Origin of the sequence: Streptococcus suis (genome assembly GCF_046032115.1) — a bacterium.
Classification (GTDB): Bacteria; Bacillota; Bacilli; order Lactobacillales; family Streptococcaceae; genus Streptococcus; species Streptococcus suis_AJ.
In genome coordinates this window covers 1-15,405 of sequence record NZ_JARQOZ010000045.1, presented here as the reverse complement: position 1 = coordinate 15,405, position 15,405 = coordinate 1, and the positions used below count along the sequence as shown (strand labels likewise).

Here is a 15,405-nt window from a genome sequence, read left to right as displayed (position 1 = left end):
AGTGGCTGAGTTATTGAGGAGATGTCAATCGGTTGAGTATTCTTTGGAATACTATTTTAAAACTAAATGACTATATATTGAATGGATTATAACATTAAGTTGTATGTGAGAGAAAATTTCAACAAGAGGTATTGCTATCCTTTATCATGTTGAAAATTGATAGGGACAAGTGAAATGAGCGAAACAGTATCATTTTCTCTACGTTTCGTATAACGTTTTCATTTTTTTCAGGTAGTTTTCTGGTTTTTATATAATCTTTCTCTAAAGTTGGTTTTTGAGTTATTTTTTTGTGCTATACTGGCACTACATTGTCTAAAAAAAGGGCGAATATTGTATAAAGGAGACATTTCAAAAATGAAACGTATTGTAACAAAACGTAGTTATAAAGTTGGTCTGTGTGCTATGGCTCTTGCTCTTCTGATGAGCACTGCAGGTGGCGTAACTGCTGGTGCAAAAGATTACCATGTCACTTCATCTGGAGAACTGAAACCAATGAGCGAAGGAGTGTTTATGAAATTGGAATCTTCATCTAATTTCATTGAAAATGAAGGAATTATGGTGAAATCTATTAGTAGTCAGAATACTAATCCAAAAAATTTGAACGGGCCTTGGCATTGGAAATTTTGGGACAAAGTCAAACTGTTTTTCAAAAGATTTCGTGAAGGTTTTGGTATACAAAGATTATTTGGATTTAAATAGTCAATAATTAAAGTGTTATTCAAATGTTCATAATCTTGTAATATTTAGCGCAATTAATTTATAAACCTTCATATTAAAAAAACTAGTACTTTGTAAAAGGAGACACTACATGAAACGAGCTAATTCAAAACTAGCAGCTTTAACACTCATTACAACTCTTGCAGTTACCTCTGTTATTGGGACAACGGTGCATGCTGAGGAGAAAGTAACTGCTGATCAGACTGTAGCAGGAAAACACAAACCGATTACGGATGAGCAACTTCAAAAAGCGATTGGAGATAGAAATCTAAATAATATTAAGATACAAGCAAAATTTGAAAATACCAAGTTCAAAAATCAAGAGATAAGTATTATTGGAACAGTTAAAACACAACAGCCAAAGACTCCTGAAAACTCTTCATGGTTTTGGGATCTTTGGAATCGTTTTACAACTTTTGTCAAAAATATTTTTAGCTAAGATTTCTATTTTTTGTTGACTTCATATGGATAGAGAACAGTGGTTCATGTGAGCTTTTATTCAAATGAAAAGCGTATGAAATATTGGAGAGATTTAGGCATCTAAATTAGAGATTGTGCAAGAAATTATGTAATAGACCTCACATTTTTTGCGGATGAGATGTTGACACGAATTCCATATTTCTTGGGTCTCGGTTGTAATTTTTCTTAGATAAATTAAAGAGTGAAAAGTTTAGGATATTGTAATTGTTCTAAACTTTTTACATTGCATTGATAAAAAATACAGTCTTTGTATAACAGGTATATTCTTGTATTTTTTAGTGAAAAAAGAAATAAATTGACAAAATTATGGTAAAATATGGGTTGATTTAAAATTAATCATTTAATGAATGGAATGAGTTCGAAGTAAGTCAAGATTGACTAGACATTGTATTTAAAGCAATTCACAAGAATAAGAGATGGAAGGAGATAGAACATGCAACATCCAGTTGTACGATTTATCTGTAGAACCCTGTTCTATTTTTTTATATTGTTACTACTTTTGTATCTGTATAGTTATTTAGACATTGGACAGGGAGGGTTTATCTATAATGAGTTTTAAGGAGGAGAGTAAAAAAATGATTAGCAGCATGTTAGAGCGGGTAGAGCATTTTGCAACAGAAAATCCTGACTACCCTGTTTACCATTATCTAGGACAGTTGTATAGTTATGGGGATTTAAAGGCAGATTCAGATTCTTTAGCAGCCCATATTGATAGTTTGGATTTACCAGCAAACTCTCCTGTCCTTGTTTTTGGCGGGCAGGAGTACCAGATGTTGGCAATCTTTGTTGCCTTAACCAAGGCTGGTCATCCGTATATCCCTGTAGATAGTCATTCTGCTTTGGATCGGATTGAAGCCATTCTGGAAATAGCAGAGCCGAGTTTGGTATTTGCGGTAGCAGACTTTCCGATAGAGACAAGTTTGCCAGTGCTTGGTTTGTCTGAAGTGGAGGCCATTTTTGAGAGGAAATCGACTTATCAGTTGATGCATCCTGTAAGCGGAGATGATACCTACTATATTATCTTCACTTCTGGGACGACGGGTAAACCAAAAGGGGTGCAAATTTCGCATGACAATTTGCTCAGCTTTACTAACTGGATGATAAGGGATAAGGAGTTTGCGCTACCAGAGCGACCACAAATGTTGGCTCAACCTTCCTATTCGTTTGACTTATCGGTTATGTATTGGGCTCCGACGCTTGCCCTTGGTGGGACCTTATTTGCTCTACCGAAAGAGTTGACTTTGGATTTTAAGACTTTATTTGCAGCTATTCAAACTTTGCCATTTAAAATTTGGACTTCGACACCATCATTTGTAGATATGGCTTTGCTATCTCGTGAGTTCGATGGGGAACATTTACCAGATTTGACGCATTTCTATTTTGACGGAGAGGAGTTAACTGTAAAAACAGCTCAGAAGCTCCGCGAACGTTTTCCAAAAGCTGTGATTGTTAACGCTTATGGACCGACCGAAGCTACAGTCGCCTTATCAGCAGTTGCCATAACTGATGAGATGCTGGTGAATTATAAACGTTTGCCGATTGGTTATACCAAACCAGACTCGCCAACTTTTATTTTGGATGAGGATGGTCAAGTAGTACCGAATGGTCAACAGGGAGAAATTGTTGTATCAGGTCCTGCTGTCTCTAAAGGATATTTGAATAATCCTGAGAGAACCGAGGCGGCATTTTTCCAGTTTGACGGTTTACAGGCCTATCATACTGGGGATTTGGGTGTAATGACAAATGAAGGTCTGTTACTCTATGGCGGACGTATGGATTTCCAAATTAAATATAATGGTTATCGTATTGAGTTGGAAGAAGTTGCCCAACACTTAAATAAATCAACCTACATTGAGGCTGCGGTGGCTGTTCCACGTTATAATGCTGACCATAAAGTGCAAAATCTGTTAGCTTATGTTGTTCCTAAAGCAGGGATTATGGAGCAGTTCGATCGAGAGTTGGAGTTAACCAAGGTCATCAAGCAGGAGTTAAAAGAACGGATGATGGATTATATGATGCCTTCGAAGTTTATTTATCGAGACAGTCTTCCTTTGACTGCAAATGGGAAGATTGATATTAAGGGGTTGATCGCTGAGGTGAATGCTCAATGATGGAGTTTTTCAAACAGCTACCTCAGTTAGAGCCTTATGGAAATCCATTGTACTTTTTCTATCTAGTCTTGGCGCTAGTACCAATTTTTATAGGACTCTTTTTTAAAAAACGTTTCCCCTTGTATGAAACAGGTGTTAGTTTAGCCTTCATTGTCTTGATGTTTACAGGTACAAAGACAATGCAGTTGCTGTCTTTATTGGCCTATATTATTTGGCAGACAATGTTGATTTTTTTCTACAAGCATTATCGTCAACGGGCAAATCAAAGCTGGGTCTTCTATCTAATCGTGTGTTTAGCTGTTTTTCCGTTGACTTGGGTAAAGTTGGCACCGACTTTTAGTCAGCATGGGGCAATTTTCGGCTTTTTAGGTATTTCTTATTTAACGTTTCGGTCGGTCGGAATGGTGATTGAAATGCGGGACGGTTTACTAACGGAATTTAGTTTGGGGAGTTTTCTGCAATTTTTGCTATTTATGCCAACTATTTCGAGTGGTCCTATTGATCGTTATAGACGGTTTATGGAAGATTACAAACAAATTCCAGAGCGAACTGAGTTATTAAATATGCTCGATCAGACTGTGCATTATATTATGATGGGCTTCTTATATAAGTTTATTCTAGCCTATTTTATCGGGCATACTTTACTGGAGCCTTTAAAGGCAGTAGCCTTGGATCAAGGTGGATGGTTTAACTTACCTACTATTGGAGTTATGTATCTTTATGGTTTTGAATTATTCTTTGACTTTGCAGGCTATTCCATGTTTGCCATAGGTATTTCCAATCTTATGGGTATTCGCTGCCCAATTAACTTTGATCAACCGTTCAAATCGCGTGATCTTAAGGAATTTTGGAATCGATGGCATATCAGCTTATCTTTTTGGTTCCGTGATTTCGTCTTCATGCGTCTGGTTAAGACTTTGTTGAAACATAAGGTTTTCAAAAATCGAAATACGGTATCTAATGTTGCCTATCTGCTAAATATGCTCTTGATGGGCTTGTGGCATGGTGTAACATGGTATTATATTGCATATGGTCTCTTTCATGCTTTGGGGTTGATCATCAATGATGCTTGGATTCGTAAGACGAAATCAATTAATTTAGCTCGAAAAAAAGTTGGGAAAGAACCACTGCCAGATAATCGTTGGACGAGTTTCGCTGGTATGTTTGTGACCTTCCATACGGTCATGTTCTCTTTCTTGATATTTTCAGGATTTTTAGATAAATTGTGGTTCAAGTAGACAACAGGTAACGATTGTATGAATCGTAGAAAGGAATATAGAATGGATGTAAAAGAAACAATATTGAATATTATCGAAGAATTATTTATGGAAGATGTATCTGAAATGATGGATGAAGACCTATTTGATGCGGGTGTTTTAGATAGTATGGGGACTGTAGAACTTATTGTGGAGTTAGAAAGTCGTTTTAATATTACAGTTCCAGTTTCAGAGTTTGGTCGTGAAGATTGGAATACAGCTAACAAAATCATTTCTGGTGTTGTGGAGTTGATGCATGCGTAAGCAATTGTGGCAGATTTTTGGGCCTGTGATTTGTGCAACGTTTTTAGTTATTCTCACCTTGTTGTTTTTCCCGAGTTCTTCTCGGCCAAATTTCAAAGAAGAAAAACAAGATGCAGTAGCATTGTCTTATATTAGTTTTAAGAGCAAATATAAGAAAAATAGGGCTCTGGGAGACAAAAATCATCGTTTTGTTCCTTTCTTTGGGTCAAGTGAGTGGTCACGTTTTGATAGTATGCATCCATCAGTGTTGGCAGATGCTTATCAGAGAGAGTATATTCCCTATTTGTTAGGACAACGTGGGGCAGCTTCGCTGACACAATATTTTGGCATGCAACAGATTGAGGCACATTTAAAAAATAGTCAGGCTATCTATGTTGTTTCTCCTCAATGGTTTTCACCAAAAGGGGCATCATCTAAGGCATTTGAACAATATTTTAGTAGTGATCAAGCCACTCATTTTCTGCAAACAAGTGCTGGGGATGACTATGATAGATATGCAGCAAAGCGTTTCTTAGAGCTTAAATCAGACTATAGTTTGACAGGAATGTTTCAAAAAGTAGCTAGTGGTAAGGAATTGTCGAAATGGGATCGAGAGCAGTTGACCTGGCAAGCCTATTTATTAGAAAAGCAAGATGCCTTATTTAGTCGCTTTGCTGATTCTGGTAGTAATTTAGGATTGGTAGAGACGGAAGCGATGAAACTTCCAGAGACTTTTTCCTATGACCACTTGAGTAAAGTAGCTAATGAGGACGGGAGTCGTTCTACTCAATCAAATGATTTCCAAATTGATGATAGGTTTTATAGAAATCGTCTTCAGTCAAAAATCAAAAAACTCAAACAATCCCAGACAAAAATATCTTATCTGCAATCACCGGAGTACAATGATTTTCAGCTGGTTTTGAATGAATTTGCTAAACATCAGACTGATGTGCTATTTGTAATTCCCCCAGTTAATGAACGTTGGATGAACTACACTGGTCTCAATAAAGATATGTATCGGGCAACAGTAGCAAAGATTAAGTACCAGTTGACCAGTCAAGGTTTCAATCATATTGCTGATTTGTCGGAGCAGGGGGGGATAGATTATTTTATGCAAGATACAATCCACATCGGTTGGCAAGGCTGGCTGGAGCTTGATAAGTATATCCACCCATTCTTGACAGAACAACAAGCACCTGTTCATTATCAGTTAAAAAAAGAATTTTTAACTTCCGAATGGGCTGCATATAAGGGAGATTTAAACTTATTTTTGAAATAGTTAGATACAGTTATAATAAAAAGCAAGAAGGCTTTGAATTAGGAAGTCTCCTTGCTTTTTTGTTCTTTTACTGTAGTAAATTGAATGATTATATATCTTCTCCCAACAAACTGTGGTTGGCTTTGCGGAAACGAATGACATGATAGGCGACCATGGCATGCGAGAGCAGGTTGAGGATAATAAAGATGAGTAGGTTTGCATGTCCAGCTAGCAGTAAGGCAACATTTCCAATCACTAAAATCAGACCGTAGATGAACAGTCCTTTTCTACCAACTTGGTGAATTTGTTGATTATAGAAGGAAGTCGAAAGGATGCCTCCGTAGAAAAGTAAGTTTCCAACAATCAGCATTGGCAAGGCCAGTTCATTGTGGTGGCTAGGGAACAGCTCCATTGCCACTGTGAAGAAATTCAAACCAAGGACAATCACCAAGTGAGCGTATAGCAGAACAGTCGCATCTGCCTTGCGGTGATGGTCGATAGTGAGATAGGTCTGAGAAATATAGAAGATGAACAGAGTCGCCATTGCGAAGAAGAGGAGGATTCCTTCCAAAGGAAGTTCTAGAATCGGATAATTTTTCAAAATCGCAATGACTGTTTCACCAAAGGTGATAATAGTAATCAGCTGGCAGCGTTCTACGATATGAGGAAAGTTCATCACATCATGGCTGAGTTTGTCCTTGAAGAAATAGGAAATGACAAATGGAAGATAAAAAAGCAAGAGGCTCTTTTCATCATAGGTCCAGAAATTGAAGTAGATAGCTACCAAAGCCAAGAAAAATACCAGCAAATAAATCCCAAACATATAGAGACTATGCTTAATATCAGCCGTAAAACCGATTTTTCGCCCACGAAGGTAGTACTGCAAGCAAAGTAGCAAATAAGACAGGATCAAAAAGATAGTAAAGGGCAGGGCTGTTGCTTCAAAATCATGACTAAAGGTTAGGGATAATTGCCCCACCACAAACATAGAAGCGATGATAGTGAAAATATCCAGTAAATCTCGCTCACCATATTTGTTGAGGTAAATCGTCTCATTAATCCACAAGGTCATAATAATTAGGTTAGCGGTGATAAAAGTTAGAATTTCCCTGAGACCGATATGGTCACCGTGCAAAAGTCCGGTCAGTGAAGAAGTGGCCAGGACAAAGACCAAATCATAAAATAATTCATAGTTTGATACGCGTTTTGCGATAATTTCAGACATGGAAATCTCCTTTTCAAAAAATCTGACCTATTATACCATACGAAAAGGGAGGCTGTCATCTCCCTTTATTTCTTACAATGTCCAGTCCAAGTCTGGTCCGACAGGAATAATGCCAGTCGGATTGATGGTCTTGTGGCTACCGTAGTAGTGCTGTTTGATATGGTCAAAGTCAACCGTCTCCGCAATACCAGAGTGGTTGTAAATCCGCTTGGTATAATCCCACAAGTTTGGATAATCAACCAAGGCCTTGATATTGCATTTGAAATGCCCAAAGTAAACAGGATCGAATCGCACCAAAGTGGTAAAGAGTCGAATATCAGCCTCTGTCAGCTGGTTGCCAACCAGATAGTCCTTGTCTGCCAAATGCTCTTCCAATTTATCTAAGGCGGCAAAAAGGTTCTTGACCTCTTTTTCATAGACTTTCTGATTGGTTGAAAAGCCTGCCTTGTAGACACCGTTGTTGATGTTTGGATAGACAAAGTCATTCATAGCATCAATCTCAGCCTGCAAGTCTGCTGGATAATAATCATCCTGATTGCCCGTGATGTCATTGAAGGCGGTATTGAACATCCGCATAATCTCGGCAGACTCGTTGCTGACGATGGTATTGGTTTTCTTATCCCACAAGACAGGCACGGTCACCCGACCAGAATAGTGTGGGTCAGCTTTCAAATAGACCTGATAGAGATAGTCGCTGTTAAAGAGGGAATCCTTGATCACGCCAGGTCCGTCTGCAAAAGTCCAGCCATTTTCTAACATGAGGGGATGAACGACAGACAAGGAAATATGGTCTTCCAAGCCCTTCAATTTTCGCATAATAAGCGTTCGGCTAGCCCAAGGACAGGCCAGAGAAATATAGAGGTGGTAGCGACCAGACTCAGCCTTGAAACCGCCTTTTCCTGTTGGGCCTGCCTGTCCGTCTGGTGTAATCCAGTTGCGAAATTGTGTGACAGTACGAACAAATTTACCGCCTGTTGACTTGGTGTCATACCATTGATCCACCCATTTGCCATCTTGTAAAAGTCCCATGAATTTTCTCCCTTACTGAAGAAATGGGAAATCCAATAGGATGATTGGATTTCCTTTGTAAAAAAATATATCACTAACTAGTATTATAAACTTTTTTCAAAAAGAGTCAAGCTATATGATTTGTGATACAATAGTCCCATGAGATTGGACAAATGTTTAGAGAAAGCCAAAGTTGGCTCGCGTAAGCAAGTAAAAAAACTTTTCAAAGCCCAGCAAATCAAGATTAACGGACGACCTGCTCAAAGCCTAAGCCAGATTGTTGACCCAGAGTTACAAACTATCCAAGTTTCGGGTAAAAAAGTTGCCTTAGAAGGTTCCGCCTATTATTTGCTTCATAAACCAGCAGGAGTCGTTTCTGCCGTGACAGACCAGGAGCATCAGACAGTCATCGACTTGATTTCTCCGCAAGACAGTAGGGAAGGTCTCTACCCAGTCGGTCGCCTGGACAGGGATACCGAAGGCCTGGTTCTCATCACCAACAATGGTCCACTCGGCTACCGCATGCTTCATCCCAGCCACCATGTGGACAAGGTTTACTATGTGGAGGTTAACGGTCCCTTGGGTCCGGATGCTCCGACATTCTTTGCCTCGGGCGTTACCTTTTTGGATGGCACTCGTTGCCAGCTCGCAGATTTGACTGTCTTGGAGGCTTCTTTGGACCATAGCAGAGCGACCATCAAACTGGCAGAAGGCAAGTTTCATCAGGTTAAGAAGATGTTTTTAGCCTATGGTGTCAAGGTCACTTATCTCAAGCGGATTTCCTTTGGAGGTTTTGAGCTGGGGGATTTGGAACGAGGTGCATACAGACAACTCACTCCAAATGAAATGGAACATTTATTCACTTATTTTGACTAGAGGAGGGGAAATGATGAGCATTTATGATTTTACAGTACAAAAACAAGATGGTACAGACCAGTCCATGCGGGATTATCAAGGTCAGGTTCTATTGATTGTCAATACAGCAACAGGTTGTGGATTGGCACCACAATACACAGAACTACAGGAGCTATATAATTGCTATAAAGACAAAGGTTTTGTAGTATTAGATTTTCCTTGCAATCAATTTTTAAATCAGGCACCTGGTTCTGCTGAAGAAATCAATCAGACCTGCAGTTTGAACTATGGAACAAGTTTCCCACGATTTGCAAAAGTGGCTGTAAACGGTGCAGGAGCTAGTCCGCTTTATCGCTATCTCAAGAAAGAAAAATCGACCTTATTAGGAGGTCGAATTGAGTGGAATTTTACCAAGTTTTTGGTGGATAGACAGGGGCGCGTGGTCAAACGCTATTTACCAACGACTAGTCCATTAAAACTTAAAGAGGATATTGAACTTTACCTAGAAAAATAATAAGAAGGCTGGAGTCATCTAGCCTTCTTGTTTTAGTAACCACAGAAAATAGGGAGCGCCGATAAGGGAGACGATGATGCCGGTTGGGATGCCTGTTCCGACAAGTAGTACTCGTCCTATGGTATCCGCTAGAAGTAGAATGAAGCTTCCTATTATCATAGTCGCTGGAATGATGACACGATGGTCATTTCCTAACCATTTGCGCACAATGTGACCAGCAATGAGACCAACGAAGGTGATATTACCAACTAAAATGACACTAAGAGAGGCTAAGGTGGTAGCCAATACCAAGGTAATCCGTCTTTCACGCTGTAAGTGGAGTCCCAAAGCCATGGCTGTCTGGTCGTTTAGATTCATAATATTGAGTGAGCGACTTCGACTAAACGTTGCCAGCCATACCAAGAGAAGAAGAGGAGTATAGATTGCGATAGTTTTCCAATCTCCACCATTTACTCGACCACTGAGCCACTGGACAATGTATTCCATCTTAAAGTCATCTAATTGGCTGATGATGCTAACCATGATACCAGATAACATGCTCGAAATTCCAACTCCCGTGATAATTAAGCGTGCAGGATGGATGCCGTACAGCTTCTTGCGTGCAATCCAGTAAACTAGAAAAATGGTTAATCCACCGCCCATCATAGCAAATAGAGGCATGAGACTCAATAAGACAGGGCTGATTTTTGAAGAGAGACCGACAAATAGTGCCACAACAAGACCAGCTCCAGCGTTGATTCCTAATATTCCAGAATCTGCCAGAGGATTGCGGGTCAAAGTTTGTAGCAACAAACCCGCTAAAGCCAGAGAAGCCCCTCCGATAATGGAGGCGATTATTCTAGGTAAGCGAATTCGCCCAATGATAAGTAGAGTCGATGAACTGGCACGACCACTCATGATGTCAATGAGATCCGAAAAGGATGAATTGCTATAGCCGATAGATAAGGAAAGTAGGAAAATGACAAATAAAAGGATTAGTAGGAATGTGAATATTTTTAGAGAGTTGTGATGTCTTATCAAAAGTGTTTCTCCTTTCTAATCAACCATAGGAAGCAAGGGAGACCAATGATACTGATGACTGCGCTAATGGGAGTTTCAACAGGTGGATTGATAGAACGGCAAACCAAATCTACCCAGATGAGGAAACTAGCCCCTGCAAAGGCAGTTAATGGCAAGAGTAGCTTGTAATTTTTCCCTGTAAACATGCGGATAAAGTGAGGAATAATGAGCCCGATAAAAGAAAGCGAGCCCACAAGAGCTACCGCAGAAGCTGAGAGTAGAAGGACAATTCCCAACAAAACCAAGGTCATCAGTAAGGTTCGTTGACCTAGATTTTTAGAAACGGTTTCGTTGAGACTCAGGATGGTCAGCTGATGCGAAAAGAGTTGAGCAAGGATGAGGCCGATGATGATAAGAGGAGCAATGATGGCCAGCATCTTCCAGTTTACCTGTACCAATCCCCCTGCTTGCCAGCCAATCACTGCAGTTGATAAATCAAAGTAGATAGTAATAGCTTGACCAATAGCAGAAAATAGACTTGCTACCATGGCGCCAGATAAAATTAAACGGAGTTGATTGTAGCCTTTTTGCACCTGATAAGCTAGACCAAAGACTAGACCGGCTGCTAGACAGGAGCCCAGTAAACATATTAATAAAATTTGACTGTAGTGCAAACCACCGAATAGAGCATAGGCAACAATGAGAGCAAGTCCTGCTCCAGCATTGATTCCTAATAAGCCAGGATCGGCAATCGGATTGCGTGTAATTCCTTGCATCATTGCCCCAGCTTGGGCCATGGCAGCTCCCACCAAGATGGCGGCTACCATTCTAGGCAAGCGCAAATCGATGATAACATCCTGAGCGGAAGAATCTGTCAGTGGATGCTTTAGGGTTTCTATCAGTTGTTGGTGGCTATAAGAAATAGCTCCAAAGCGTAAACTAAGATAGACTCCAGCTATGAAAGAAAGACAGATGATGAAAAAAACAAGCCAAATATTCTTTGGCTTTGTTTTGGGATAACGAGAACTTACTAGTTTGTTCATATATCCAGTCCTTTTACTGAAGTTTTTGAATTTCTGAGACAAAGGCGTCAATTTGTAAATCTAAAGACATCGGATCGGAGAAGTAGAAGAGGTTATAGTCTATCTCGATGACGTGACCATTCTTTACAGCAGGTAGATTTTTCCAAATATCACTTTCTTTGAGAGAGGCAGCTGCTTCTTTTGTTTTATCATTGACGTTAACAAGGACATAGTCGCCAACATATTCTGGAAGAGCTTCTTGAGATACCCCAAACCAGCCTTCTTTATTGATGATGTCTTCTTGAACCTTTGCAGGAGCGGCAAAACCGAGAGCGCGATAGATTAATTCTCCACCACGACCAAAGTTATTACCATAAAGGAAGATGTTCTTATCGAAGAAGTCCATGACGGTAAATGTTGAACTTGTATCAATCAATCCTTTCAATTCCTCTTTCGCAGTAGCAACTTTCTTATCCCATTGATCTAACCAGGCTTGTGCTTCCTTTTCTTTTTCAAAAATCTGACCAATATCTGTCAGCATTTTCAAGTAGTCACTCTTTCCATAAGTGATTTCAATAACTGGAGCAATTTCTTTCAGTGTTTCTAAGTTATCATCACCAGCAAATACTAGAATGACATCTGGCTTTTGTGCGGCAATCGCTTCTGTATCTGCCGTTGTCAATTGTGGAACATCTTTTAGTTTGTCTCCAAAGACGGGACTATTTTTCTCTAAATCTAGACTATAGCTAGATACATCAATTCCTAATTGTAAGAGATAGCCTGTGTAAGAGTAAGCAAAGTTGACAACTTTTTTAGGATTTTTTGGAATGTCACCGTGGTAAGTAATACCTTCAATCTTTGGCATGCTAGACAATTCTACGTCTGTTGAAGAGGAAGAGGTAGAACAAGCTGTTAAGAAAAACAGCCCGACAAATAAACTAAAAATAGCTAAAAACTTTTTCATTTTTTCTCCTTATTATTTTTTTAAATCGTAAGTTAGCAAAATAGGGTAGTCTTGACCAGCAACCTGCATCAATTGAGGTTCAATGCTAAAAATGTCCCTCAGTATCTCAGTTGTCATCATATTGGACACAGACCCATGGTAGCGAATATCTCCCTCTTTCATGGCAATCATATAATCTGAAAATCGAGCTGATAAATTGACATCGTGAAGGACCATCACAATGGTTTTCTGTCGGCTTTGATTCAGTTCCTTTAAAAGTTCTAAGACTTCCAATTGATGATTGAGATCAAGATAGGTTGTTGGTTCATCTAAGAAAATGGTATCCGTATCTTGGGCAAGTGCCATCGCAATCCACACACGTTGCCTCTGACCACCTGATAAATCATCAACTGGGAACCTAGCGTAGGGAGCGGTCTGAGTAACCTCCAAGGCCCAGTTGATTTTCTCTCTATCCTGATCAGTGAGATGTCCCAGCCCATTTTGATGCGGAAAGCGACCATAGGAGACTAGTTCATAGACGGAAATCCCTTCAGTCGCTTCTAAGACCTGAGGGAGCAGGGCCAATTTTTTTGCGACTTCTTTGGTTGGCAGTTGTGAAATGGCTTGTCCATCTAAATAGATAGCCCCTTCTTGAACAGGGATAATCCTTGTCAACGCCTTAAGCAAGGTCGATTTTCCACAGCCATTGGCACCGATGATCGTCGTTATATTTCCTTTAGGAATACTTGTTGATAATTCATCAATAATGATCCGATTGTCATAAGAGACTTGGATATTTTCCGCTTGAATAGAAGACACAAACTCCTCCTTTCCAGAATATGATTCATTAATATTTTGTTCCGACCAGTATTATATCAAAAAAATTTACCAAAACAAAGAGTTTTCTGAAAATTTTAATTTAATGAGAATCGTTATAAAAAAGGGAGTGGGAAAGAACTCAACCATTCATAGAAGAGTTCGTTTTCCCACCCCCGCACAGTTGATTAGGTTAGATTTGGAGTGTAAAACACGAATTGCTGAGATTTGCTTCGCAAATACTATCTCCAACCTTTAACAGTCCACTGGACTGTTAAAGCCAATCAACCACTGCGCTGAGATGTTGACACTAACTTTGAGAAGCGGTGCTGGGCTTTTTGCCCAGCCTCCGTATATTACAAATATTGTTTTGCTACTTCGATGTCACCGTCATAGGCAGCCTTTTCGCCGTTTACAATCTGGTAGGCATCAGCCCCCTTGCCAGCGATAATGACGGCATCTTTCGGAGAGCTTGTTTGGCTCATGGCAGTGCGAATGGCTTCTTCCCGGTCCAAGATAAAGTCACTAGGACGGGTCATGTGTTCACGGATTTGTTCAGCAATAGCAGCTGGATCTTCACGGTTGGGGTCATCTGCTGTCAGGATCACCTCAACCTGTGGATAGTCATTGAGTAGCAGACCGAAGTCCTTGCGGCGGCTTTCTCCCTTGTTACCAGGAGCCCCAAGGATTAGGATAACCTTGCCTGTTTGATGTTCCAAGACGACATCAATTAGCTTCTTGACGCTGTCACCGTTGTGGGCATAGTCTACAAAAACCTTGGCCCCGTTCTGCTGGGTCAGGACTTCCATGCGGCCAGGGACATTGGTTTGGGCAATCCCTGTGTGAATATCTTCCAGACTTGCACCCAAGCGGAGACAGGCCAGTCCAGCTGCGATGGCATTTTCCTGGTTGAAGCCTCCGATCAGCTGGATGTCGTAGTGGCCAGCCAATTTGCCAGTCGCTGTGAAGTCAAAACCTGCTGACTGACTAATCTGGTTTTCAGAAGTCGGCCCATAAAAGTCATGGTCTTTGGAGCTGACTTGGTCTTTCACCACCTCAAAATGGTCCATTCCAGCATTGACAATAACCGCTCTGCTATTGTCCATCAAAAGCCGCTTGTGGTAGAAATAGTCCTCAAAGGTCGGGTGCTCAATGGGGCCGATGTGGTCAGGGCTGATGTTGAGGAAGACGCCGACATCAAAGGTCAGCCCGTAAACTCGCTTGACCAAGTAAGCCTGGCTAGACACCTCCATAATCAAGTGGGTCATGCCGTTTTGGACCGCCTCCGCCATCATGGCAAAGAGGTCCAGGCTCTCAGGCGTGGTCAAGGTGGACTTGAAGAAGGTTTTGCCGTCCAGCGTGGTGTTCATGGTCGAAAGCATGGCAGGTTTGTGGCTCTGTTTAAGAATGTTAAAAGCAAAATAAGCCGCTGTTGTCTTACCCTTGGTGCCGGTGAAAGCCAGGAGTTTGAGCTGTTTCTGGGGATGACCATGAAAATCCATGGCAATCAAGCTCATAGCCTGCTTGATGTCATGGACGATGATAGCAGGAATGCCGACCTCATAGTCGATTTCAGACACGTAAAAGGCTAGTCCAGCCTCGATAGCCTTTTCCAGAAATTCCTTCTTAAAGGCCAAACCCTTGGCGAAAAAGAGGGTCGTCGGGCTAACAGTCCGGCTGTCATAGCTGAGAGCGTCAAACTGGACATTCGTCCACGTGCTGTCAGTCTGGTTATTCTGTTTGATATGGCGGAAATTGTCATCCGCTTTTAAGATGTCTAATACTCGTTCAATTTTAATCATGCTTCTATTGTAAACCTATCTAGTGGTTTTTACAAGTCGGGACTTTGTAAATAAAAGCTTTTTGATTGTTAAAATGATTACGAATCATTCCCGTAGTTGGTTATGCCCTACCCATCATAGCTTTTCAAACTTTCAAAAAGAAAAATCGCCACGGTA

Annotated in this window: 16 protein-coding genes; 9 read left to right on the top strand and 7 right to left on the bottom strand. The window is 40.5% G+C overall.

All coding sequences use genetic code 11. The features are described 5' to 3' along the window. Nucleotides 1-354 precede the first annotated feature (354 nt). The 7 genes from P7J36_RS10455 to dltD all read left to right on the top strand — a co-directional run bounded on the left by P7J36_RS10455 (nt 355) and on the right by dltD (nt 6,086). Nucleotides 355-699, top strand: coding sequence for an SSU0592/SSU0593 family protein (locus P7J36_RS10455; RefSeq protein ID WP_408552039.1), 345 nt, complete (start codon nt 355-357; stop codon nt 697-699). A gap of 109 nt (nt 700-808) precedes the next feature. Next, nucleotides 809-1,156, top strand: coding sequence for a hypothetical protein (locus tag P7J36_RS10450; RefSeq protein ID WP_408552040.1), 348 nt, complete (start codon nt 809-811; stop codon nt 1,154-1,156). Nucleotides 1,157-1,630: 474 nt separating this feature from the next. Continuing rightward, a complete protein-coding gene (gene dltX / locus P7J36_RS10445) occupies nt 1,631-1,756 on the top strand; it encodes a teichoic acid D-Ala incorporation-associated protein DltX (protein WP_002937209.1) in 126 nt (41 codons plus the stop codon). Nucleotides 1,757-1,772: 16 nt separating this feature from the next. Then, nucleotides 1,773-3,308: a D-alanine--poly(phosphoribitol) ligase subunit DltA gene (gene dltA, locus P7J36_RS10440; RefSeq protein ID WP_029179770.1), complete on the top strand. Its 1,536-nt coding sequence runs from the start codon at nt 1,773-1,775 to the stop codon at nt 3,306-3,308. Continuing rightward, the gene (dltB, locus tag P7J36_RS10435) at nt 3,305-4,546 is read left to right on the top strand and encodes a D-alanyl-lipoteichoic acid biosynthesis protein DltB (protein WP_029179771.1); all 1,242 of its coding nucleotides are present in this window, start codon (nt 3,305-3,307) and stop codon (nt 4,544-4,546) included. Before dltA ends, dltB begins: the two co-directional genes overlap by 4 nt. 42 nt (nt 4,547-4,588) lie before the next feature. Further along, nucleotides 4,589-4,828: a D-alanine--poly(phosphoribitol) ligase subunit DltC gene (dltC, locus tag P7J36_RS10430; RefSeq protein WP_002937198.1), complete on the top strand. Its 240-nt coding sequence runs from the start codon at nt 4,589-4,591 to the stop codon at nt 4,826-4,828. Next, nucleotides 4,821-6,086 carry a D-alanyl-lipoteichoic acid biosynthesis protein DltD gene (dltD, locus tag P7J36_RS10425; RefSeq protein WP_408552041.1) on the top strand — a complete coding sequence of 422 codons (1,266 nt, stop codon included), beginning with the start codon at nt 4,821-4,823 and terminating at the stop codon, nt 6,084-6,086. Before dltC ends, dltD begins: the two co-directional genes overlap by 8 nt. 88 nt (nt 6,087-6,174) lie before the next feature. Here the strand turns inward: dltD and P7J36_RS10420 are convergent, their stop codons facing one another. Beyond that, the gene (locus P7J36_RS10420; protein WP_408552042.1) at nt 6,175-7,290 is read right to left on the bottom strand and encodes a low temperature requirement protein A; all 1,116 of its coding nucleotides are present in this window, start codon (nt 7,288-7,290) and stop codon (nt 6,175-6,177) included. A 72-nt stretch (nt 7,291-7,362) separates the two neighbouring features. Continuing rightward, nucleotides 7,363-8,319, bottom strand: a complete 957-nt coding sequence (locus P7J36_RS10415) for a glutathione S-transferase family protein (RefSeq protein WP_408552043.1) — start codon at nt 8,317-8,319, stop codon at nt 7,363-7,365. 138 nt (nt 8,320-8,457) lie between these two features. On the opposite strand from P7J36_RS10415, the gene P7J36_RS10410 reads away from it, so the two are divergent. Together P7J36_RS10410 and P7J36_RS10405 are read left to right on the top strand one after the other, a co-directional pair. Next, entirely contained in the window at nt 8,458-9,174 is a 717-nt protein-coding gene (locus P7J36_RS10410; RefSeq protein WP_105158140.1) for a pseudouridine synthase, read from the top strand. A 10-nt stretch (nt 9,175-9,184) separates the two neighbouring features. Further along, complete coding sequence (locus P7J36_RS10405) at nt 9,185-9,667, top strand: glutathione peroxidase (RefSeq protein WP_408552044.1); 483 nt, start codon at nt 9,185-9,187, stop codon at nt 9,665-9,667. 18 nt (nt 9,668-9,685) lie between these two features. On the opposite strand, the gene P7J36_RS10400 is transcribed toward P7J36_RS10405, so the two are convergent. The 5 genes from P7J36_RS10400 to P7J36_RS10380 all read right to left on the bottom strand — a co-directional run bounded on the left by P7J36_RS10400 (nt 9,686) and on the right by P7J36_RS10380 (nt 15,249). Continuing rightward, nucleotides 9,686-10,687: a FecCD family ABC transporter permease gene (locus P7J36_RS10400; RefSeq protein ID WP_408552045.1), complete on the bottom strand. Its 1,002-nt coding sequence runs from the start codon at nt 10,685-10,687 to the stop codon at nt 9,686-9,688. Continuing rightward, entirely contained in the window at nt 10,684-11,709 is a 1,026-nt protein-coding gene (locus P7J36_RS10395; protein WP_408552046.1) for a FecCD family ABC transporter permease, read from the bottom strand. Before P7J36_RS10395 ends, P7J36_RS10400 begins: the two co-directional genes overlap by 4 nt. Before the next feature lie 13 nt (nt 11,710-11,722). Beyond that, a complete protein-coding gene (locus P7J36_RS10390) occupies nt 11,723-12,652 on the bottom strand; it encodes an ABC transporter substrate-binding protein (protein ID WP_408552047.1) in 930 nt (309 codons plus the stop codon). Nucleotides 12,653-12,664: 12 nt separating this feature from the next. Continuing rightward, entirely contained in the window at nt 12,665-13,450 is a 786-nt protein-coding gene (locus P7J36_RS10385) for an ABC transporter ATP-binding protein (RefSeq protein WP_105183702.1), read from the bottom strand. A 353-nt stretch (nt 13,451-13,803) separates the two neighbouring features. Then, nucleotides 13,804-15,249, bottom strand: coding sequence for a UDP-N-acetylmuramoyl-L-alanyl-D-glutamate--L-lysine ligase (locus tag P7J36_RS10380; protein ID WP_408552048.1), 1,446 nt, complete (start codon nt 15,247-15,249; stop codon nt 13,804-13,806). Nucleotides 15,250-15,405: the final 156 nt, after the last annotated feature.